Source organism: Chromobacterium sp., from assembly GCF_041912965.1.
GTDB lineage: Bacteria > Pseudomonadota > Gammaproteobacteria > Burkholderiales > Chromobacteriaceae > Chromobacterium > Chromobacterium aquaticum.
In genome coordinates, this window is record NZ_JAYSGF010000050.1 from 1 (window position 1) to 20036 (window position 20036).

14 protein-coding genes and 1 pseudogene are annotated in these 20036 nt (G+C 65.8%); 7 read left to right on the top strand and 8 right to left on the bottom strand.

Annotated elements, in window-relative coordinates; translation table 11 throughout:
- Positions 1 to 836 (top strand): annotated as a pseudogene (locus tag ACE3QM_RS20135) (glucose-6-phosphate isomerase); the annotation flags it as partial.
- A 201-nt stretch (positions 837 to 1037) separates the two neighbouring features.
- A complete protein-coding gene (gltS, locus tag ACE3QM_RS20140; protein ID WP_374424385.1) occupies positions 1038 to 2255 on the top strand; it encodes a sodium/glutamate symporter in 1218 nt (405 codons plus the stop codon).
- A 52-nt stretch (positions 2256 to 2307) separates the two neighbouring features.
- Here the strand turns inward: gltS and ACE3QM_RS20145 are convergent, their stop codons facing one another.
- The 7 genes from ACE3QM_RS20145 to ACE3QM_RS20175 all read right to left on the bottom strand — a co-directional run bounded on the left by ACE3QM_RS20145 (position 2308) and on the right by ACE3QM_RS20175 (position 8582).
- Positions 2308 to 2994 (bottom strand): DUF4377 domain-containing protein, encoded by a 687-nt coding sequence (locus ACE3QM_RS20145; RefSeq protein WP_374424386.1) that lies wholly within the window; start codon positions 2992 to 2994, stop codon positions 2308 to 2310.
- 65 nt (positions 2995 to 3059) lie between these two features.
- On the bottom strand, positions 3060 to 3710 hold the full coding sequence (locus ACE3QM_RS20150; protein ID WP_231461689.1) for an META and DUF4377 domain-containing protein: 651 nt from the start codon (positions 3708 to 3710) through the stop codon (positions 3060 to 3062).
- 173 nt (positions 3711 to 3883) lie between these two features.
- Positions 3884 to 5260: an NAD(P)(+) transhydrogenase (Re/Si-specific) subunit beta gene (locus ACE3QM_RS20155; protein ID WP_048408075.1), complete on the bottom strand. Its 1377-nt coding sequence runs from the start codon at positions 5258 to 5260 to the stop codon at positions 3884 to 3886.
- A 9-nt stretch (positions 5261 to 5269) separates the two neighbouring features.
- Positions 5270 to 5566, bottom strand: coding sequence for a proton-translocating transhydrogenase family protein (locus tag ACE3QM_RS20160; RefSeq protein ID WP_019101645.1), 297 nt, complete (start codon positions 5564 to 5566; stop codon positions 5270 to 5272).
- A 10-nt stretch (positions 5567 to 5576) separates the two neighbouring features.
- Entirely contained in the window at positions 5577 to 6698 is a 1122-nt protein-coding gene (locus ACE3QM_RS20165) for a Re/Si-specific NAD(P)(+) transhydrogenase subunit alpha (protein WP_048408076.1), read from the bottom strand.
- Between the two features lie 457 nt (positions 6699 to 7155).
- Positions 7156 to 7911, bottom strand: a complete 756-nt coding sequence (locus tag ACE3QM_RS20170) for a substrate-binding periplasmic protein (protein ID WP_374424389.1) — start codon at positions 7909 to 7911, stop codon at positions 7156 to 7158.
- A 185-nt stretch (positions 7912 to 8096) separates the two neighbouring features.
- Positions 8097 to 8582 carry a hypothetical protein gene (locus ACE3QM_RS20175; RefSeq protein WP_374424391.1) on the bottom strand — a complete coding sequence of 162 codons (486 nt, stop codon included), beginning with the start codon at positions 8580 to 8582 and terminating at the stop codon, positions 8097 to 8099.
- A gap of 719 nt (positions 8583 to 9301) precedes the next feature.
- Here ACE3QM_RS20175 and ACE3QM_RS20180 point away from each other — a divergent pair.
- From ACE3QM_RS20180 to ACE3QM_RS20200, 5 genes are read left to right on the top strand one after another with little or no spacing between them, the layout of a single operon-like run.
- Positions 9302 to 10492, top strand: a complete 1191-nt coding sequence (locus tag ACE3QM_RS20180) for an MFS transporter (RefSeq protein WP_374424393.1) — start codon at positions 9302 to 9304, stop codon at positions 10490 to 10492.
- Between the two features lie 28 nt (positions 10493 to 10520).
- Positions 10521 to 11645 (top strand): acyl-protein synthase, encoded by a 1125-nt coding sequence (locus tag ACE3QM_RS20185; protein ID WP_374424395.1) that lies wholly within the window; start codon positions 10521 to 10523, stop codon positions 11643 to 11645.
- 1 nt (position 11646) lies between these two features.
- Positions 11647 to 14070 (top strand): acyl-CoA reductase, encoded by a 2424-nt coding sequence (locus ACE3QM_RS20190; RefSeq protein ID WP_374424397.1) that lies wholly within the window; start codon positions 11647 to 11649, stop codon positions 14068 to 14070.
- The gene (locus tag ACE3QM_RS20195) at positions 14067 to 15341 is read left to right on the top strand and encodes a phenylacetate--CoA ligase family protein (RefSeq protein WP_374424399.1); all 1275 of its coding nucleotides are present in this window, start codon (positions 14067 to 14069) and stop codon (positions 15339 to 15341) included. The genes ACE3QM_RS20190 and ACE3QM_RS20195 overlap by 4 nt, the downstream gene beginning before the upstream one ends.
- A complete protein-coding gene (locus ACE3QM_RS20200; protein WP_374424401.1) occupies positions 15338 to 16246 on the top strand; it encodes an N-acetyltransferase family protein in 909 nt (302 codons plus the stop codon). The genes ACE3QM_RS20195 and ACE3QM_RS20200 overlap by 4 nt, the downstream gene beginning before the upstream one ends.
- A gap of 176 nt (positions 16247 to 16422) precedes the next feature.
- Here the strand turns inward: ACE3QM_RS20200 and ACE3QM_RS20205 are convergent, their stop codons facing one another.
- Positions 16423 to 19728: an autotransporter outer membrane beta-barrel domain-containing protein gene (locus ACE3QM_RS20205; RefSeq protein ID WP_374424403.1), complete on the bottom strand. Its 3306-nt coding sequence runs from the start codon at positions 19726 to 19728 to the stop codon at positions 16423 to 16425.
- Between the last annotated feature and the right edge of the window lie 308 nt (positions 19729 to 20036).

The following is a 20036-nucleotide window of genomic DNA, read 5'->3' on the forward strand; positions in this document are numbered from 1 at the left end:
GCCTGTGGTCGGCCATCGGCCTGCCCATCATGCTCTACCTGGGCGAGGAGAACTTCACCGAACTCCTCAACGGCGCCCACATCATGGACCAGCATTTCAGAAACGCGCCGTTCGAGCAGAACATGCCGGTGCTGCTGGCCATGATCGGGGTCTGGTACATCAATTACTACGGCGGCGGCAGCCATGTGATCGCGCCTTACGATCAATACCTGCACCGTCTGCCGGCCTTCATCCAGCAGCTGGACATGGAGTCCAACGGCAAGCAGGTGATGCTGGACGGCCAGCCGGTGAATTTCGAGACCGCGCCCATCATCTGGGGCGAGACCGGCATCAACGGTCAGCACGCCTTCTTCCAGCTCTTGCACCAGGGCACCCATATCTCGCCCATCGACCTGATCGCCTCGGTGCAGAACTGCTCCAGCCTGCCCGGCCATCATGAAATCCTGCTGGCCAATGTGTTCGCCCAGGCCGAGGCCTTCATGCGCGGCAAGACCGCCGACGAGGTGCGCGCCGAGCTGAAGGAGCAGGGATTCAAGGGCGAGGCGCTGGAAGCGCTGGTGCCGCACAAGGTGTTTGGCGGCAACCGCCCCACCAACACCCTGCTGATGAGCCGTTTGAACCCGCGCAACCTGGGCTCGCTGGTGGCGCTGTACGAGCACAAGATCTTCGTCCAGGGCGTGATCTGGCACATCAACAGCTTCGACCAATGGGGCGTGGAGCTGGGCAAGCAACTGGCCAAGACCATACACGCGGAGCTGATAGGCAAGCTCAAGAACGCCGAGCATGATAGCTCCACCCGTCGCTTGATCGAGCTGTACCGGCAAGCGAACCGCTGAGCTCGCTCAGCGCCGGACAAGTCAGGGGGATGCGGCACCGCATCCCCCTGACCGTTTGCGCTGGCATTCGGCGCCGACATCGTTAAACTCTTCATTAAATGCCGGCTTCAGCCGGCATTGCCTTGTCCGCCTCCCGGCGTGTCCCGCTTTCCTGTCCGCCCCGGCTTGCGCCGGCGCGGCGCATCAACCCGGAACCCTGTCATGGAAAAGATGGTGCAGTACGAAGTCCATTCCTTTATCAGCTTCACCCTGGCGATCATGCTGCTGTTCATCGGCAAGGCGCTGACCCTGCGTTATGAAGTCCTGCGTCGCTACAGCATTCCCGAACCGGTGATAGGCGGCTTCGCCTGCGCGGCGGTGGTCGCCTTGCTGTATTTCGCGTTCGATGTGCGACTGAGTTTCGATCTGCAGATCCGCGATTACCTGCTGCTGTATTTCTTCGCCGCGCTGGGCCTGAAGTCGGACCTGGCCTCCTTGCGGCGCGGCGGCAAGCCCTTGGCCATTCTGCTGGCGCTGGCCAGCGTCTTCATCGTGTTGCAGAACCTGCTGGGCATGGGAATGGCCGCCGGTTTCGGCCTGAACCCCAAGGCCGGGCTGATGGTGGGTTCGGTGGCGCTGACCGGCGGCGTCGGCACCACGCTGGCGTGGGCGCCTATCTTCAGCCAGTCGCTGGGCATAGGCAATGCGCTGGAACTGGGCATCGCCAGCAATACCGTCGGCCTGATCGCCGCCTGCGTGATCGGCGGTCCGCTGGCCCACCACCTGATCCGGCGCCACCGGCTGACCCCGTCCGCCGATACCGCGCTGGAAGTGGGCACGGTCTATGCGCAGAACCATGCGACGCTGTGCTACTACGATGTGCTGTGGGTATGGATGTGGCTGAACCTGGCGCTGATGCTGGGCTATGGTTTCAATCTGGGCTTCGTCGCCGCCGGCGTGACGCTGCCGCCCTTTGTCAGTTGCCTGATCGCCGGCATCCTGATCCGCAACCTGGGCATGTGGCTGCTGGCCAAACGCGGCCAGAGCACGGAACCGGCCTCGGGGCTCAGCCTGGCGCTGATCTCCGATATCTGTCTGGGCATGTTCCTGACCATGGCGCTGATGGGCATGCAGCTGTGGGAGCTGCAAGGCTCGGTCTTGTTCGTGTTGAGCACGCTATGCCTGCAGGTGCTGCTGACCATAGGCTTCGCGTTGTGGGTGGTGTTCCGCTGCATGGGCGGCGATTACGAGGCCAGCGTGATTGCCGCCGGCTTCGGCGGCATCGGCCTGGGTTCCACCGCCACCGCCATCGTCAATATGAGCGCGGTGACGCAGCGTTACGGCGCCGCGCATCTCGCTTTCCTGATCGTGCCGCTGGTGTGCGGCTTCTTCATCGACATCGTCAACGCGTTGATCATCGGCGCGATGGCCGGGGTGTGAGCCGGCGCCGCGCGGCCGGGCCTGTCGACCTGGCCGCGCGGCGGCAAGCCGCTTACTTGCTCACGACTTCCTGCTCCACCACCATGTCCAGCACCAAGCGGATGGACGAAGCGTCGGCCGGCGGGTTCTCCACCTTGAATTCCTTCAGGCGCAGACGGTAGGCGATGCCCGGCTCCGGCTTGAAGCCTTCGATCTCGCCGTAATGCAGCTGCCACGGCTGATCCTTGCTCTCGCGGATCTGCAGGCAGTGCATCGGCGCCACGCCGGTGCAGGGCTTGCGCTCGGCGGCCACGTAGACGAAGCGGGTGACGCCGCCTTCCAGCGAGGGCTGGCGCTCAAAGCTCAGCGTCTTGTCGCCGGCTTGCAGCATCAGCTTGTCGCCGTTCAACTGCACCGCGGGCTTGGCGGCCAGGAAGGTGGCCAGCGCGCGGTCGCGCTCCATCGCCTCCGGCGCGCACATCATCAGGGTGCTGGCCAGTTGCTTGCTGACCAGCTTGCCGTCTTCCAGCGACACCGGGCCGAACATGCCGTTGCAGCCGGCGCGGGCGGACACGCCGCCGTCCTTGAAGCTCAGCGTGATCGGGTGTTCGGCGGCGTCCTGTTTCCACTGGCCGTCCAGCGCGGTCAGCTTGGCGACGGGTTTATTCATGTCGGCTCCCTTGTCGGCTCCGCCCTGCGGGGTGGCGCAGGCGCTCAGGACGGCGGTGGTCAGGACGGCGAGCAATAGCGATTTTTTCATTATCGGTGTTCCGTGTTCATGGTCGGGGAGAAGATGCGCTTGGAGCGCCCGTCGTGCTCAATAGTTCAGCGCAGCTTGCTGACTTCCTCGCTGTAGACGATGCGTTCCAGCGTCCAGCGCGCGCCGGCCTCGACCGGCTTCAGCTTGATGTAGTAGCTGACGCCGGGCCGGGGCTGGAAACCGGCGATTTCGCCTTGCAGCGGCCGCCAGTCCTGATCGGCGCGTTCGCGCACCTGCAGGCAGCCGTCGCCGGCGTCCCCGCGGCAGGTCTTGCGTTCCGCCGCCACGTGCAGATAGGCGGGCGCGGCTGCCGGGTGGGCGTCCGGCGCCAGCCGCACGAAGCGGTATTCGGCTTGTTCCGACTTCAGCACCAAGTTCTGCGCGCGGCCGTCCGGCTGCAGGCGGAAGCGGTCGGAGAGGAAGGCGACGAAGTGCTGTTCCATCTCCATCAGCGGCGGCGCGCACAGCATGCGGGTGGTGGCCACCCGTGGCTTGCCCTTGGCGTCCAGGGTGCGCACATAGCGGTTGCAGCCGGCGAAGCCGGTCATTTTGCCGGGCTGGAAGGCCACGGTGGGCGCCTTGCCCGCGGGAGCGGGCTCCACCAATTGCCATTCGGTGCCCATCAGATTGGGCATGGCCAGCGCTGGCAGCGGCAGGGCCAGCGCGGCCAGCAGCCAGAGCGTCGGGTGCCGGGGGATGATGCCAGTGTTTTTCATCACCATACTCCGTGTATAAACAAAATCTAATATTTGTTTACAATACACCTGACAATTGTGCTTTGGGAAGCGCCGGCGGCGGAAAAAACCGCCACCGAAATAGACGGCAACAAAAAACCGCCCAAGCTTGCGGCATTGGGCGGTTGCGGATGTCTTCGGCATTATTCTCCGGCTTATAACTGCTCCACGCCCTTGAGCAGGTTCTCCACCACCTTCTTGGCGTCGCCGAACACCATCATGGTCTTGTCCATATAGAACAGCTCATTGTCCAGACCGGCGTAGCCGGCGTTCATCGAGCGTTTGACCACGATCACGCTGCGCGATTTGTGAGCGTCCAGGATGGGCATGCCGTAGATCGGGCTGGTCTTGTCCTTTTGCGCGGCCGGGTTGACCACATCGTTGGCGCCTATCACCAGCACCACGTCGGTGTTGGAGAAGTCGGAGTTGATTTCCTCCATCTCCTGCACCTGTTCGTAGGGCACTTCGGCCTCGGCCAGCAGCACGTTCATATGGCCTGGCATCCGGCCCGCCACCGGGTGGATGGCATAGCGCACATTGACGCCTTTCTGGTGCAGGATCTCGGCGAATTCCTGCAGCGCGTGCTGGGCGCGCGACACCGCCAGGCCGTAGCCGGGGACGATGATCACGCTGTCGGCGTTGGCCATCAGGAAGGCCGCGTCCTCGGCGGAGCCGGACTTGTGGCTCTTGGGACCGGCATTGTCCGCGCCGCCGCCCGCTGCCGCCTCGGCGCCAAAGCCGCCCAGCAGCACCGCGATGATGGAGCGGTTCATCGCCTTGCACATGATGTAGGACAGAATCGCGCCGGAGGCGCCGACGCAGGCGCCGGCGATGATCAGCACCGGATTGTTCAGCGTGAAGCCGATGCCGGCGGCCGCCCAGCCGGAGTAGGAGTTGAGCATGGACACCACCACCGGCATGTCGGCGCCGCCGATCGGGATGATCAGGGTCACGCCCAGCGCCAGCGCGATGGCGAGCATGGTCAGGAAGGCGGCCTGGCTGTCGCTGAGGAAGTAGACCACGCCGAAGCCGACCATGGCGATGGCCAACAGCAGATTGAGCAGATGCTGGCCCTTGAAGCTGATCGCCTTGGAGCCGAAGCGCCCGGACAGCTTGCCGTAGGCGATCACCGAGGCGGTGAAGGTGATCGCGCCGATGAAGGCGCCGATGAACAGCTCCACCTTTTGCACCTGGGTGTGCTCCACGCCGCTGTGGAAGATGGCCGCCACCGCGATCAGCACCGCGGACAGGCCCACCAGCGAGTGCATCGCCGCCACCAGTTCAGGCATGCCGGTCATCTGCACCGTCTTGGCCTTCCACGCGCCGATGGCGCCGCCGGCGACGATGGCGGACGCGATCAGCGCCAGCACCGGCTTGTCCATGATCAACAGCGTGGTGGCCACGGCGATGACCATGCCTATCATGCCGTAGAGGTTGCCGCGCAGCGCCGAGGCCGGGCTGGACAGGCCCTTGAGCGCCAGGATGAACAACACCGCGGCGATGAGATAAAGAATTGCGGACAGGTTTTCCATCTTGGTCCCTTATTTCTTCTTTTTCTTGAACATGTCCAGCATCCGCTGGGTGACCAGGAAGCCACCGAAGATATTGATGCTGGCGAGGAAGATGCCGATGGTGCCCAACACCGAGGTGAGGGTGATCTCGGAACCATTGATGTCCACCACCTGCAGCATGGCGCCGACGATGATGATGCCGGAAATGGCATTGGTCACCGCCATCAGCGGGGTGTGCAGCGCCGGGGTGACGTTCCAGACCACGTGGTAGCCGACGAAGACGGCCAGCACGAACACGGTGAGGCTGGTGATGAAGGGATCTACCATTTTGTTCTCCTTAATCCGCCGCGGGGAAGCGGACCTGGCCGTCGTGGGTCACCAGCGTGGCGGACAGCAGCTCGTCTTCCAGGTTCAGGTTCAGGCCTTCCGGCGTCAGCAGCAGGCCGAGGAAGGTCAGCAGGTTCTTGGCGTACAGGCTGGAGGCGTCCGCCGCCAGCAGGCCGGGCAGGTTGATCTGGCCGACGACGGTGACGCCGTGTTCCAGGCGCACGGTTTCGCCGGGGCGGGTCAGCGCGCAGTTGCCGCCGGTTTCCGCCGCCAGGTCCACGATCACCGAACCCGGCTTCATCGCCGCCACCACCTCGGCCGACAGCAGCTTGGGCGCCGGCTTGCCGGGGATCAGCGCGGTGGTGATCACGATGTCGGCCGCCTTGGCGTGCTTGGCCACCAGCTCGCCCTGGCGCTGGCGGTAGCTCTCGGACATTTCCTTGGCGTAGACGCCGCTATTCGCCATTTTTTCTTCCTCGCTCATCGGCACTTCGATGAACTTGGCGCCCAGCGATTCCACCTGCTCCTTGGTGGCCGGCCGCACGTCGAAGGCCTCCACCACCGCGCCCAGGCGCTTGGCGGTGGCGATGGCTTGCAGGCCAGCCACGCCCACGCCCAGGATCAGCACCCGCGCCGGCTTCACCGTGCCGGCCGCGGTCATCAGCATGGGCATGAAGCGCGGGTAATGCTGGGTGGCCAGCAGCACCGCGCGGTAGCCGGCGATATTGTTCTGGCTGGAGAGCACGTCCATGCTCTGCGCGCGGGTGCTGCGCGGCAGGAGCTCCAGCGCGTAGGCGGAAATGCGCTTGGCCGCCAGCGCCGGCAGGCTGTGGTTGTGATAGGGGTTGAGCTGGCCGATCAGGCTGGCGCCGTCCTTCAGCGCGGCGATGCCGTCCTCGTCCAGCGGGCGCACCGTCAGCACGATGTCGGCCTGGGCCAGCGCCGCGGCGCGGTCCGCCGCGATGGCGGCTCCGGCTTCCTGGTAGGCCGCGTCCGGCAACGCGGCGGCGAGTCCGGCGCCGCGCTCGATGGTGACGGCATGGCCGCCGGCAACGAGCTTCTTCACCGTTTCCGGCGTAGCGGCCACGCGGTGTTCACCGGCCAGCCTCTCGGCTGGGATAGCGATATGCATGGTCTTCCTTTCCTGCGATTAGATAACAAAGATTCCAGATAGCGAACGCCCGTGCGGTGCAAAATCGAACGATCGTTTGAATTCAATTAAAGGCATGCGGAATTTGCCCGCGCAACACTTATATTGCCGACCATATACCGTCAGACAATTTCGACGGAGAAAGGGCCGGATGCTAGCAAAACCCTACAGCAGCGATGTGACGTGAATCAGACAGAGGCCAGTCAGCGGCTGTTGGTGCGGAAAAGCGGGAGAAAGACGGTGAAGCGGCCGTTGGCGGGCAGGTGGAGCAAGGCGCGGAGGCGGGTACGGCCGGTCGACGCGCATATGCTGCCGGCAAGGCTTATGCAGGACACTAGCGTTGATGGCGCGGCTTGTAAAGCTGCGACAAGCGCCAGTTGCCAGCCCGATCGCGTGGCCGGGCGGGGGGCCGCCGGCTGTTGCGCGCGCGCGACGGCGGCTAGGATTGGGGCTTCTGGGCTTGGGCCAGCAAGCGCGCCACGGTGCCGTCCTGCAACATGGAGCGCAGCGCCCGGGCGATGCGGCGCTTGTGGGTGTAGCGCTGGGAATGGATGGCCAGGCCGATGCGGCGCGGTTCCGGCGAATACAGCAGCAGCGGCGCGCGCTTCACGTGGCTGTGGAATTCGGCGTCGGCGGCCAGCTCGGCGGTCTGGCGCTCGTCGGCGATCAAGGCGTCGATGCGGCCGGCCTTGAGCTTGCGGAAATTGGAATCCAGCGACGGCGCCGGCTCGCGCCGCAAGCGCAGATCGCCGTCGAACTCATCCTGATAACGCACGCCTTCCACCACGCCGATCAGGAAGGGGTAGAGCTGGCGGTAGCTGTGTAGCGGTCGCGGATCGTCGGAGCGTTGATACAGTGCCAGCCGGCTGCCGGTGGCGAAGGAGGGGTCGATGAAGTCGATGAACTCGCGACGTCCGGCGGTGTTCTTCACCCCGATCACCACGTCGGCCTTGCCCTGGCGCATGTACTGCAGGCAGCGCGCCAGCGGGCAGGGCAGGAAGGCCAGCCGCAATTTGGCGCGCCTGGCCACCTCGCGCATCAGCTCGGTGTAAGGGCCTTGCGGCTCGCCATGGGCGTCCATGGTCTTCCAGGGCGGGAACAGATTGTAGGCAAACACCAGCGGCGGCTCCCCCGCCGCCGCGCATCGCAGGCTGGCCAACAGGCAGGCCAGCGCCAAAAGGGACTTGAGTTTCACAATGTTGGACAGGTGTGAACAGGCGTCGGCGGCCCCGTGCCACCAACTGCAGCCGGCTGCCCATTATCGGACGGCGGCGTCTGGCGCGGGAGAAAATTTCGCCTGCGCTGGAAAAAAACCATGAAAATAATATGGTATTGGAAATGTCCGCGTCAGCCACCTGTCCGCTTTGGCGGGCGCGGCGCTCAGCGCACCACCAGCGTTTTCACCCGCCAGGCCAGCTTGGCGTCGATGTCGGCGGTCTGCAGTTCGCGGAAATCATTGAGCGGATACATCATCCACGGGCTGAAGCCCATCTCCTCCAGCGGGCGGCCATTGATGCGCAGCGCCAGGATGGGCTGGTAGCGGCTCTGGTCTCCGGGTGGAATCACCACCTTGTATTGATCCTCGGTCACCAGTTCCACCGGCCGTCCGGCCGCGCCGACCACGCGCAGGATGGCGGAGAGGGTGGGACCGGAAAACGCCGATTTGGGCGTCCAGGTGGTCTTGGTCTGGATGGTGCGCTGCTGCAGGCGCTCAAGTTCTGCCTTGCTGAAGTGGTACTCGCCGGCGCGGGTCTGATTGGACACCTTGATCTGGCCGGTGACCACCAGCGCCGGCGGCGTGCCGGCCAGCGCGAAGGCGGAGCAGCTCAAGGACAGGGCGGCGGCGAGCGGCAATATGGATTTCATGGGCGGGCTCCAATAGCGTGAGAAATGTCGATGAAGATGACATTTTAACGGCATGAATCCATTGTCATGCTTGCCGCAACGCAATGAAAGCACCCGCCGTCGCGATGCTGGCCCTGCGCCAATATGATGTCGCCATCAGTCGTCAAATGAATAATCTGCATTTATATTATTCAAACAAGTTATTACTTTGCTTGGTATTGTTTTGAATAAGATTGCTATTGTTGCCGTTTGCATATTATTTTAAGGTTGGCGCTATTTATATAAAACCATGTCGCCAATTCTGGATATTAATATATTTACTCTAGAATAACTGTCCAATAGGGCAGTCAATTCAAGCCGCAAGCCTGTCTATAATCTCGCCCCTTCTAAGAGCCTGTTCAAAGTCTCGCGAGCAAGAGCGAGACAAGGCGAAAACCGCTGAGAAAGCGGAATGTACACACGGTACATGAGCATTTCGAAGTCGTTTTCAACGCCGTATCGCCGAAGCACAGCAGACTATGAACAGGTTCTAAGCAAGCCGATGTCATTATTCGGCCCTGCATGATCACCGAAACAAAAGCCGCGCTGTTCTCTGTTCCCGCGTTGTTTTTTATTGTCGGTTTTAAATGGCTCGTATTTTTTATAGAGCCGCCCTTAAATCACCTTGATATTTTATGAGTCAAAACGCAATTCAATCCCTGTTGCCTATTTCTCGGGGCCGGGCGCTAGGCTTTTGCCTATTGCTGGCCGCTTTTGAACTGCTGACGTATATCGGCAGCGATATGGTGATGCCGGCCATGCTGCAAGTCGTCGCCGACTTGAACGCCGACGCCCGTCACGTGCCCACCGCGCTCAACGCCTATCTGTTGGGCGGCGTGGCCTTGCAATGGCTGATCGGGCCGCTGTCCGACCGCTATGGCCGCAAACCGCTGCTGGTGGCCGGCGCCGTCGGCTTCGCCCTGGCCTGCCTGGCCGCCGTCGGCAGCCGCGACATCGAGCTGTTCAATCTGCTGCGCTTCATCCAGGGCCTGTCGCTGGGCTTCGTGATGGTGGTCAGCTACCCGGCGCTGCAAGAAGCGTTTCCGGAAAAAGACGCGGTGCGGCTGATGGCCTTGCTGGCCAATATCGCGCTGCTGTCGCCGCTGGTCGGCCCGCTGCTCGGCAGCCTGTTGCTGGGCCTGCTGCCCTGGCGCGGCCTGTTCGCGCTGATCGGCGCGCTGGCGGCCTTGGTGGCCGTCGGCCTATGGCGCTGGATGCCGGAAACCCTGGGCGTGGAGCGGCGCGACGGCAGCCGGCTGGCGGCGAGCCCGCTGCGCCTGGGCCGCAGCGCGCGTCAGTACGCGGCTTTGCTGCGCAACGCCCCCTTCATGCACGGCAGCGTGGCGCTGGGCCTGCTGTCCATTCCGCTGGTGGGCTGGATTGGCCTGTCCCCGCTGCTGCTGATGCGTGGTCTGGGCTTGTCCGGCATTGAATACGGCCTGTGGCAGCTGCCGGTGTTCGGCGGCCTGATCGCCGGCAATCTGACCTTGAACCGGCTGGCGGCGCGCCTGGAACTGGAACGGGTGCTGCGGCTGGCGCTGTGGCCCTTGTTCGGCGGCCTGGCGGCGCTGCTGGCGCTGACTTGGTCCAGCGGCGCGCTGCCGGCGTTGGCGGCGGGCCTGACCTTGTACGCCTTCGGCCTGGGCCTGGGCCACGCCACCTTGTACCGCTTCACCCTCTATGCCAGCGACAGCGGCAAGGGCGCGGTGGCGGCGATGCTGGGCATGATCTCCACCGCCTTGCTCGGCCTGGGTTGCAGCGCGCTGGCCTGGCTGGGCGCCGGCGCCGGCCTGCAAGCCTTCGCCGGCTGGGCCGCGCTGGGCGCCGGCCTGGCGGCGTGGCCGCTGTGGCGCTTGCTCAAGCAGCGCGCTTACGCGCTGCAAGCGGCTTGAATCCCCTTCCCATTTCCGGAGCTTCTCCATGCTGAACCACGTCGACGCGCTGTGCGCGCTGGAACACCCCTATCGCGCCGATGCCGATGGCGACCGTCTGTTCGACGCCGCCATGCGCGAGCTGAGCCATTACCACTGCGAACACACGCCCGGCTATCGCCGCTGGCTGCAGGCCAACGGCCTGGACGCCGCCGCGCTGGACGGTCTGGACGATTGGTCGCGGCTGCCGCCGCTGTTCGCCAACTACTTCAAGCGCCAACTGGTGGTGAGCGCCGCCGGCCAGGACGCGCTGGAGCTGACCTCCTCCGGCACCACCGGCCAGAAAAGCCGCATGCGCTACGACGCGCGAAGCCTGGGCGCGGCGCAAAGCATGGTGGACCGCATCTTCCGCCATTACGGCTGGGACACACCGCAACAGCCGTGCAACTACCTGCTGCTCAGCTACGAGCCGGCCGGCGCCATCACCCTGGGCACCGCCTACACCGATCAGTTCCTGTGCAAGTACGCGCCGGTGAACCAGGCCTGTTACGCCTTGCGCCACAACGGCCACGGCAATGAGTTCGATCCCTTCGGCGTGATCCGCGCCTTGCAGGACTTCGCCGAACAAGGCCTGCCGGTGCGCATGCTGGGCTTCCCCGCCTTCCTGTGGTTTGCGCTGGAACGGATGCGGGAACTGGGCCTGCCGCCGCTGCAACTGCACCCGGAATCGCTGGTGTTCCTGGGCGGCGGCTGGAAAACCCACGCCGACCGCGCCATCCCCAAGGCCGAACTGTATCGGCGGCTGGGCGAGCAACTGGGCATCCCGGACGCGCGCTGCCGCGACGGCTACGGCGCGGTGGAGCACCCGGTGCCTTACGTGGAATGTGAACGCCATCGCTTCCACCTGCCCAGCTACGCCCGCGCGGTGATCCGCGACACCGCCAGCCTGCGGCCGCAGCCTTACGGTGCCGCCGGCTTCCTCAATCTGCTGTCGCCCTATATCACCTCCAGCCCGGCGCACAGCATCGTGATGGGCGATCTGGCCGTGCTGCATCCGGCCGCGAGCTGCGGCTGCGGCCTGGCCACCGACTGGTTCGAACTGCTGGGCCGCGCCGGCACCAGCAAGAGCCGCAGCTGCGCGGTGGCCGCCTCCGAATTGATCAAGGAATCCTGATATGTATCTATTGAACGGAACACTGAACGCCGCCGTGGACGCCGCCGCCGCGCTGGCGCAATTGCAAGCGGGCCTGCCGGCCGCGCTGGCCCGGCCGCCGGCCTTGGACGCGGTGCTGGATTGCGCCGAGCGCTTCGCCGCCGCCTTGCCGCAAAGAGCGGAGGCGCTGGGTCTGGACGCCGCCGCCGTCGACGCGCTGCAAGGTTTTTGCCGGCGCGAGGCGCTGCAAGCCAAGGTCGGCCGCGAACTGGGCGAACAGGCCTTCTCGCTGCGCCGCTTCGACTACCGCCAGCCGCGCTTCGAAAGCTGGCGGCCGCTGGGCCTGGTGGCCCACATCACCCCGGCCAACGCGCCGCTGCTGCCCTTCATGGCGGTGCTGGAAAGCCTGCTGGCCGGCAACGTCAACTGGCTGCGTCCCAGCGGCAGCGACCAGGGCCGCTGCGCGCGGCTGCTGGCCGATTTTCTGAGCCACGACGCCGCCGGCGATCTGGCCGCCCACGTGGCGGTACTGCCGCTGGCCACCGACCAACTGGCCGGCCTGCTGGCCCGCGCCGACGCGGTGTCCGCCTGGGGCGGCGACGCCGCGCTGGAAGCGATTCGCCGCCAAGTGCCGGCCGGCTGCCGCTGGATACCCTGGGGCCACCGCATCAGCTTCGCCTACCTGGACCCGGCCGCGGCGACGGAGGCCGATTACGACGCGCTGGCCGACGACGTCTGCCGTTTTGATCAGCAAGCCTGCTCCAGCCCGCAATGCCTGCTGGTGGACAGCGCGGATGAAGCCACATTGCGCGGCGCGGCCCAGGCCATGGCCGCCGCGCTGGCGCGGCGCGCGCCGGCCTGGCCGGCCTTGCAGCCGGACGTGCAGGAAGCGGCGGAAATCTCCAGCCAGCTGGCCATGTTGCGGCTGGACCAGTCTTTCGCCGGCGTGGTCGGCGCGGTGGAGCAGGGCGAGGGCTGGCGCGTGGCCTGGGCGCAGCGCCAGGAACTGGCGGCCTCGCCGCTGTTCCGCACCCTGCAACTGCGGCCGGCGCCGCGCGCGCGGCTGGTGGAACTGCTGCTGCCCTGGCGCACCCATTTGCAAAGCTGCGGCCTGATCGCCGCGCCGGAGCAAGTGCCGGCGCTCAGCCGCCTGCTGCTGGACGCCGGCGTCGGCCGGCTGTGCCCGGTGGGGACGATGCACGACGGCTACGCCGGCGAGCCGCACGACGGCGTTTACGCGCTGAGCCGGCTGACGCGGCGGGTGTCGGTCAGCCTGCGCGATGGTCAACTGCCCGGCCACGCGACGCTGGACGCCCCGCCGCCGCCGCCGGCTGGCCTGGACGCGCTGCCGGTGATGGACAAAGCGGCCTTCCAGCAAGCCGAAATGGGGCCGGCCGCCCAGCTGTTCTTCCGCAGCGGCGGCAGCAGCGGCGAACCCAAGCTGGCCGGCTTCAGCTACCGCGACTACCACCGCCAGATGCAGGCGGCGGCGGACGGCCTGCTCGCCGCCGGCCTGGACCCGGCGCATGACCGGGTGATGAATCTGCTCTACGGCGGCAATCTCTACGGCGGCATGCTCAGCTTCTACACCATCCTGGACAAGCTGGGCGCGGCGCAATACCCGATGGGCGGCCCGGTGGACGACGACTTCAGCCAGATCGCCCACTTCATCGTGTCCCAAGGCGTCAACACCCTGGTGGGGATGCCGGGCACCTTGCAGCGGCTGTTCGAATGCGAGGAAACCGCGCTGCGCGCCTACGGCGGCGTGCGCAAGCTGTTCTGCGGCGGCGAACACATCAGTGACGGCCAACGCCAGTTCCTGGCCGGCTTTGGCGTGGAGCTGATCCGCTCCGCGATGTACGGATCGGTGGACGCAGGCCCGCTGGGCCACGCCTGCGGCCACGGCCGCGACGGCGAATTCCATTTATTGGCCGATATCCAGTGGCTGGAAATCCTGGAGCAGGACAGCGACCGCCCGGCCGCGCCCGGCGCCGTTGGCCGCCTGGCCTTCACCTCGCTGGCGCGGGAAGGCCAGCGCGTGCGGCGCTACGACCTGGGCGATCTGGGACGCTGGCTGCCCGGCCGCTGCGGCTGTGGCCTGCCGGCGCCGCGCTTCCAGCTCACCGGCCGCCACGGCGCGCTGCTGCGCGCCGGCACCATCTTCGTCAATCCAATCGAGCTGTCCGCGCCGCTGGGCCTGGCTTTGCAATGGCTGGTGGACCACGCCGCCAACGGCTGCGACCGCATCCGGGTGCTGGCCGACGGCGACGCCGCGCAGGTGCGCGCCCGCCTGCTGCAACACCCGATGCTGAACGAGGTGGTCAGCGGCGGCCTGCTGCAGCTGGAGGTGATCGCCACCCCGGCCAGCCAGTTCCAGCGCCATCCGCAAAGCGGCAAGACCCCGCTGGTGTTGGACCTGCGCCGCAACACGGAGCCGGCGCGATGAAGGCCGCCACGGAGGCCGGGCTGCGCCGGCTGGTGGAACACGCTCGCGCCCACGCGCCGTTTTTCACCGCGCTGTACCGCGAGCTGCCGGCGGACTGGACGCTGAGCGATCTGCCGCTGATCGAGCCGGCGGACTACTGGCGCCAATGCCAGCCGCTGGAAGACTGGCCGGTGCTGAGCGGCCCGCTGGCGGACGGCCATGTGTTCAAGACCGGCGGCTCCACCAGCGAGGGCAAGCTGTCGGTGTTCCGCCGCGACGAATGGCAGGCCTTCGTGCGCGTCTTCGGCCAGGGCCTGGGCCGGCAACTGCTGCCCGGCGACCGCGTCGCCAACTTGTTCTTCGCCGGCGATCTCTACACCAGCTTGCTGTTCATCCACGGCGCGCTGTCGCACTCGCCGGCGCCGGTGGTGGAGTTTCCGTTCACCTGCAATGTCGAGGACGCGGCGCTGGCCGACGCCATCGACACGCTGGACATCAATGTGCTGGCCGGCGTGCCGGTGCAACTGGTGCGCTTCGCCAGCTGGCTGCAACAGGCCGGCCGCGCGCTGACCGGCGTGCGCTGCCTGCTTTACGGCGGCGAAAGCCTGTTCGCCGAGCAACTGGCCCTGCTGGGCCGGGTGTTTCCCAATGCCCGCATCGGCTCCATAGGCTGCGCCAGCGTCGATGCCGGCCTGATCGGCGCCGCCGGGCCGGATTGCGCCCAGGGCGAGCACCGCGTGTTCGACGCCGACACCATCGTCGAAATCATCGACGAGGCCAGCGGCCTGCCGATCACGGAGCCGGACCGCAAAGGCCTGCTGGTGGTCAGCAATTTGCAACGGCGGCTGATGCCGGTGATCCGCTATCCCACCGGCGATCTGGCCTGCTGGCGCGAGCCGGCCGGGCGGCCGGAACGCAAGTTCGCGCTGCAAGGGCGCGCCAGCCGCGGCCACCGCGTGCGCGTCTGCACGCTGTCCTTGTTCCCGGACGAGCTGGACCCACTGCTGCGGGGGCAGGACGGGGTGCTGGCCTGGCAGCTGCTGGTGGGTCGCCGCGACGGTGTCGACACCCTCAGCCTGCGGGTGGCCAGCGAATACGCGCCGGCCCCGGCGGCGGAGCCGCTGCGCGAACGGCTGCTGACCGCGCAGCCGGCCTTGGCCGAACTCTGCCGCCAGGGCCTGCTGCGGCTGGACGTCGCTTATTGCGCGCCGGAGGCGATGCTCACCCATCCGCGTTCCGGCAAGCTGATGCGCGTGGTGGATCAGCGCGCTTACGAGGAGGTGGCGGCATGAGCATAGCCATCCGCGACTTCCAGGCCGACGACGCCGCCGGCGTTAGCGCCTTGTTCCGCGCCATCTACGGCGAACACTACGTCTATCCCGACGTGTATCTGCCGTCGATGATACGCCGCCACAACGCCGCCGGCCGCTGGCATTCCGCCGTCGCCGTGCGCGATGGCCGAGTGCTGGGCCACGCCGCGCTGTGGCGCGACCCGCATTGCCCGGGCAGCGCCGAGCTGGCGCTCAACGTGGTGCATCCGGACGCGCGTGGCCAGGGCCTGGCCACCGCGCTGGGCCGCCATCTGCGTGCCCAAGGCGTCGCCCTGGGACTGAGCATGCTCACCATCAAGCAAGTGTCGTCCCACGGCCAGAGCCAGCGCCTGGCCAAGACCCTGGGCTTCCACACCACCGGCCTGCTGCTGGACTACGTGGCCTCGCCGTTTGGCCAGCCGCAGCCGGAAAGCATCGTGCTGGGCTGCCTGCCGCTGCGAAGCCGGCCTATCCCCGCCTTGAACTGGCCGGCGGCGTGGCGGGAGTGGCTGACGCCGCTGAGCCGTGCCTTCGGCAGCATGCCGCCGCCGGCGCAGGGGCCGGCCGGCGGACTCAGCATCGCCAGCCATGGGCGGCGGCTGGAAGTGGGGCTGGAAGAGATCAGCGGCGGCCGGCTGCGGGAAGTGGCGGCCTTGCCGGCCGGGCGGCTGGTCTATGTCAGGCTGGCGCTGGGGCCGGACGCCCCGCGCGCGGCGGCGGCATTGCAACAGGCCGGCTTCGTTTGCGGCGGCCTGGTGCCCGGCCCGGACGGCAGCTGGCAGGCGCTGCTGCTGCGCGGACACGGCCGGCAGGAACTGGCGCTGAGCTGCCCCTTGGCCAATCGTCTGCATCAGTTGAGTCAGCAGGTGGCGGCCGTTGCCGCCTGAGAGCCTGTTCAAAGTCTGCTGCGCTTGGTGAAGCCTTGCACGGTGAGTACCAGCTCAAAGTGCTCATGTACCACTCGTACATTCCGCTTTTTCGCTCGTTTTCGCCTTGTCTCGCTCTTGCTCGCGAGACTTTGAACAGGCTCTGAGAACCTATACGATCTGCTGCGCGTCCTTGATTACCAGCGGTAACGCACACCGACCGTGCCGCCCAAGGCATAGCTGCCATTGCTGCCCAGCGCGTGGCGGTAGTTCAGCTCGGCGTAGGCGTCCACCGTGCGCTTGTTATTGCTCCAGTTGCCGCCGGCGCCCAGTTCCGCGCTGGTTTTCTGGGTATGAAACTGCAGCGGCGTATTGCTGAACAACACCAGGCTGTTGTCCTGAAAACTGTGGAGCAAATCCGCCTTGAGGTAGGCGTTCAAGCCGCGGCCCTCGTCTTCCGGCCTGGCGTAACGCCAGGCGACGCCCAGCCGGCCCATCAGGCTGTGATCGGAATTGGCCGGCTGGCTGTCGCCGTTGGAATCGGTGTAGCTGTTCAGCCGGTTGTTCTGCCACACCATTTGCCATTGCGGCACCATGCTCCAGTTGCGGTTGAGCGCGTATTGATAGCCGGTTTCCAGGCTTAACAAGCCGCCATTGCCATCCGGGCTGCCATTCACGCTGTCGGCGGCAAGCTCGGTGTCATAGTGAGTCCACTTTCCCAGCACGTCCAAGTAATAGCCATTATTGCCATACCAGGTGAGGGCAAGGCCCAGGCTGTTGCTATGGAGATCCGCCTGGCCACTGGCGCCGTCCTGCAAACTCATGCGACCTTCGCCATGGCTGGCGAAAGCGCTGCCTATCAAGGAGCCCTTGTCGCCGCGCCACAGCCGGCGATCCGCGCCGACTTCGACAAAATCGCCGCTCAGTCTATAGGCGGAGGCGAAGGAGAAGCCATTGCCGGCGATATTGCCCTCGGTGCGGCCCCAACGCCCGCCGGCTCGAGTCCAAATGGCCGGGCTGTCCGCCTCGTCCTGGCGTTGAGGCTGGTAACGGCGGTCGCCGACACGCTGCCACAGCGTGCCCAGCGTATCCAGCCCGAACTCGCTGAGCGCTAGCGGCAACATGGTTTGGATTTTGGCGATCGCAGCGAGGTCGCTGCTTTGCAGATACCAGTTCTGGCCATCGGCCTGCACCAATTGGTACTGGAAGGCGCCGGCGCTCAGCGGTGCGCCAAGTACGAAGGCGTTTTGCGCGGAATTGCCGGCATCCAGCACCTTGATGATTTCGATGCCGTCAGTCGCGCCGGTGCCGGTAAGGCTGCCCAGGCCGCCGGCTCTGCTGACGAAAACCCGCGTGGCGCCGCCGCTGCCAAGCGCGGTGCGATCCAGCACCAGCACATCGCTCAGGCTGGCCGCGCCGCCCTGGTTCAACACGGTATCCACGCGCAGCTGTCCGCCGTTCGAGGTATAGACGCCGCCGCCGGAAGTGCCCGCCGCATGGCTGCCGGTAATGACCAGCAAATCGCCCGCCACGGCTTGGCCGGCCCCGTTATCCACCCCCTGTAAAGTAATGACGCCGCTATTGGTGAAGTTGCTGACCCCGGTCAGCTGTCCCTGCACCACGCCATTGCCAGGCAGCAGGCTACCCGCGGTTTGCCATGCGCCGCTGTTGTTGACGCTTTGCGGATTGGACACCGCCAGCAGGCGTAGCACGCCGTTGGCGTTGTTATTGAAAACGCCGTTGATCTGCGCCACGGCCACGCTTTGCACGCCGGCCACATAATTGCGCAGGTCGAAGGACTGCGAGGAGTTGTTGTTGAAGGCGTTGCCGCTGCCCTGCAAGGTGACATAGCCGTAGAGGGTGCCGTCGTTATTGATGGTGACATTGCCGGTGCGGCCGTTGACGGCGAAGTCGCTGGCGCCCGTTAGCGTGGCGCCCGCATGGTTATTGACGACGGCGCTGCCGGCGTTGATGTCCACCACCGCGGAGGTGGTGCTCTGCGTGGTGGCGGTGGCGTAGTTGTCCACCGAGGCCTGGCTGGCGTTCGCCACCTGTAAGGCCACGCCGGAGAGGTCGCCGCTCAAGGGCACGGCGCCGGTGCCGGTGAGATTGGCGTTGGCGATCAGGGCGACGCTGCCGTTGGGAGAACTGCCACGCAGGGCGGTGACGCCAGTGACCGCGCTATTGGCGCTCACATTGATATTGCCGCCGGCGGCGATCGCATTGATGCCGTAGCCGTTCTGGCTGCTCAGCGCGCCATTGCCGACGATGGAGACATTGCCGCTGCCCACGGTCGAGCCCTGTACCGCGGTGCGCGTCGCATTGACGGTGTTGTTGATCTGCAGCTGCACGTTCGCGGTATTGCCGGCCCCGGTGATATTGGCCACGACCCCGCTGCGGCCCACGGCTTGCGCGCCGCCTATCGTGCCATTGGTGGTCAGATTGATGCCGCCGGTGCTGCCCTGCGACAAGATGGCCACGCCGGAGAAGGTGGTGCTGATGTCGGTGCCGGCCACGGTGTTCAGCGTGACACCGCTGGCGCTGACATTGTTGCCGGTAAAGAACAACGCCACGGCATTGGTGCCGTTGCTGGTGACATTGCCGACTGTCCCCTGCACGCCGCCGTTGGTGGCGCTGACGGTGATGGCGCCCCTGACCGGCGCTGTGCTGCTGTCGATGCTTACCTGGCCGCCGTTGCTGTTTATGTTTATCGCGTAGGTGCCGGTGCCGGAAGCGTTGAGCGCTCCCTTGCTGACGATGTTGACATTGCCGGTGCTGAAACTGTTCACCGAGATGGCGGAGTTGCCGGAGTCGATCAGGCCATTGTTCTGGATGGTGATGTTGCCGCCATTGCTGGTGCTGTTGATGCCGGAAGAGTTGCCCGACGACACCTTGCCGTTATTCACGATCAGGGTATCGCCCGAGACGCCGTTGCTGTGAGTGTCGATGCCGTTATTGCTTTGCACCTGAACCTGGCCATTTGCGGCGTTGGTGACATTGATGTTGCCGCCGCCCTCTGTCGTCGCGCCAAGGCCGGACTGACCGCTGGCGGTGACCGTCCCGCTATTGCTGATGGCGGCGGAACCGCTGCCGTTGTTCCACACCAGGAGGCCGCCTGGGGCATTGATGCTGGCGGCGTTGTTCAACTGGATATTTCCGCTATTGCTGACCGAGGTGGTGATCTGCACTGCGCCGTTATTCTGGCCACCGTTGGGGGTGGCGACGACTTGGCTGGCGGCGTCCAGGGTCAGGCTGACCGCGCCATTGGCGTTGTTGACTTGCAAGGCGGACTGCATGCTTGCCGACAAGGTGCTGCCCGTGACGGTGAGGGTGCTGGCGCCGCTTGGATTATTCAGATTGACGCTGCCAGCCAGATTCGCATTGAGGAAATCGATCTCGCCGATGCTGCTGCCATAGCTGAGGCTGCCGCTGAGGGCGCCGGTGCATGAGACGGTCGTGGTGCCGGTGCATGCGGCTTGGGCCCATTGGGGGGCGTAGAACACGGCGGCCACCAAGATGGGAATGGCTTTGGGCAGAGGGGAGAATCGCGGCGGAGCCTGGGGGGGAAAGCGTTGCTTCTGATGATTTTTTGCCATGGGAATGCCAACCATTGGTAAGTGAAGAAAACCGAGAACGGGGCTATGCGTCCCGGCTGTCCTCCCCTTGCTCAATGTCATGCGCTACCACATGACGGCTCATTGCCAGCAGCCTGTTCAACTTATCTCAAGTCCTCTGCGCCGGCTCAGCCGGGCTTCATCCTGGCGTCTCGGCATCAATGGGCCGGCGCGATCCCGCTTGCTCTCGCTGCTTC

What these genes read in the sequence shown, in the direction of transcription:
- ACE3QM_RS20150 (WP_231461689.1), bottom strand. Translation starts at nt 3,710, where the DNA reads ATGAAAAACACTGGCATCATCCCCCGGCACCCGACGCTCTGGCTGCTG.
- ACE3QM_RS20145 (WP_374424386.1), bottom strand. Translation starts at nt 2,994, where the DNA reads ATGAAAAAATCGCTATTGCTCGCCGTCCTGACCACCGCCGTCCTGAGC.
- ACE3QM_RS20175 (WP_374424391.1), bottom strand. Translation starts at nt 8,582, where the DNA reads ATGAAATCCATATTGCCGCTCGCCGCCGCCCTGTCCTTGAGCTGCTCC.
- gltS (WP_374424385.1), top strand. Translation starts at nt 1,038, where the DNA reads ATGGAAAAGATGGTGCAGTACGAAGTCCATTCCTTTATCAGCTTCACC.
- ACE3QM_RS20165 (WP_048408076.1), bottom strand. Translation starts at nt 6,698, where the DNA reads ATGCATATCGCTATCCCAGCCGAGAGGCTGGCCGGTGAACACCGCGTG.
- ACE3QM_RS20155 (WP_048408075.1), bottom strand. Translation starts at nt 5,260, where the DNA reads ATGGAAAACCTGTCCGCAATTCTTTATCTCATCGCCGCGGTGTTGTTC.
- ACE3QM_RS20195 (WP_374424399.1), top strand. Translation starts at nt 14,067, where the DNA reads ATGAAGGCCGCCACGGAGGCCGGGCTGCGCCGGCTGGTGGAACACGCT.
- ACE3QM_RS20190 (WP_374424397.1), top strand. Translation starts at nt 11,647, where the DNA reads ATGTATCTATTGAACGGAACACTGAACGCCGCCGTGGACGCCGCCGCC.
- ACE3QM_RS20200 (WP_374424401.1), top strand. Translation starts at nt 15,338, where the DNA reads ATGAGCATAGCCATCCGCGACTTCCAGGCCGACGACGCCGCCGGCGTT.
- ACE3QM_RS20185 (WP_374424395.1), top strand. Translation starts at nt 10,521, where the DNA reads ATGCTGAACCACGTCGACGCGCTGTGCGCGCTGGAACACCCCTATCGC.
- ACE3QM_RS20160 (WP_019101645.1), bottom strand. Translation starts at nt 5,566, where the DNA reads ATGGTAGATCCCTTCATCACCAGCCTCACCGTGTTCGTGCTGGCCGTC.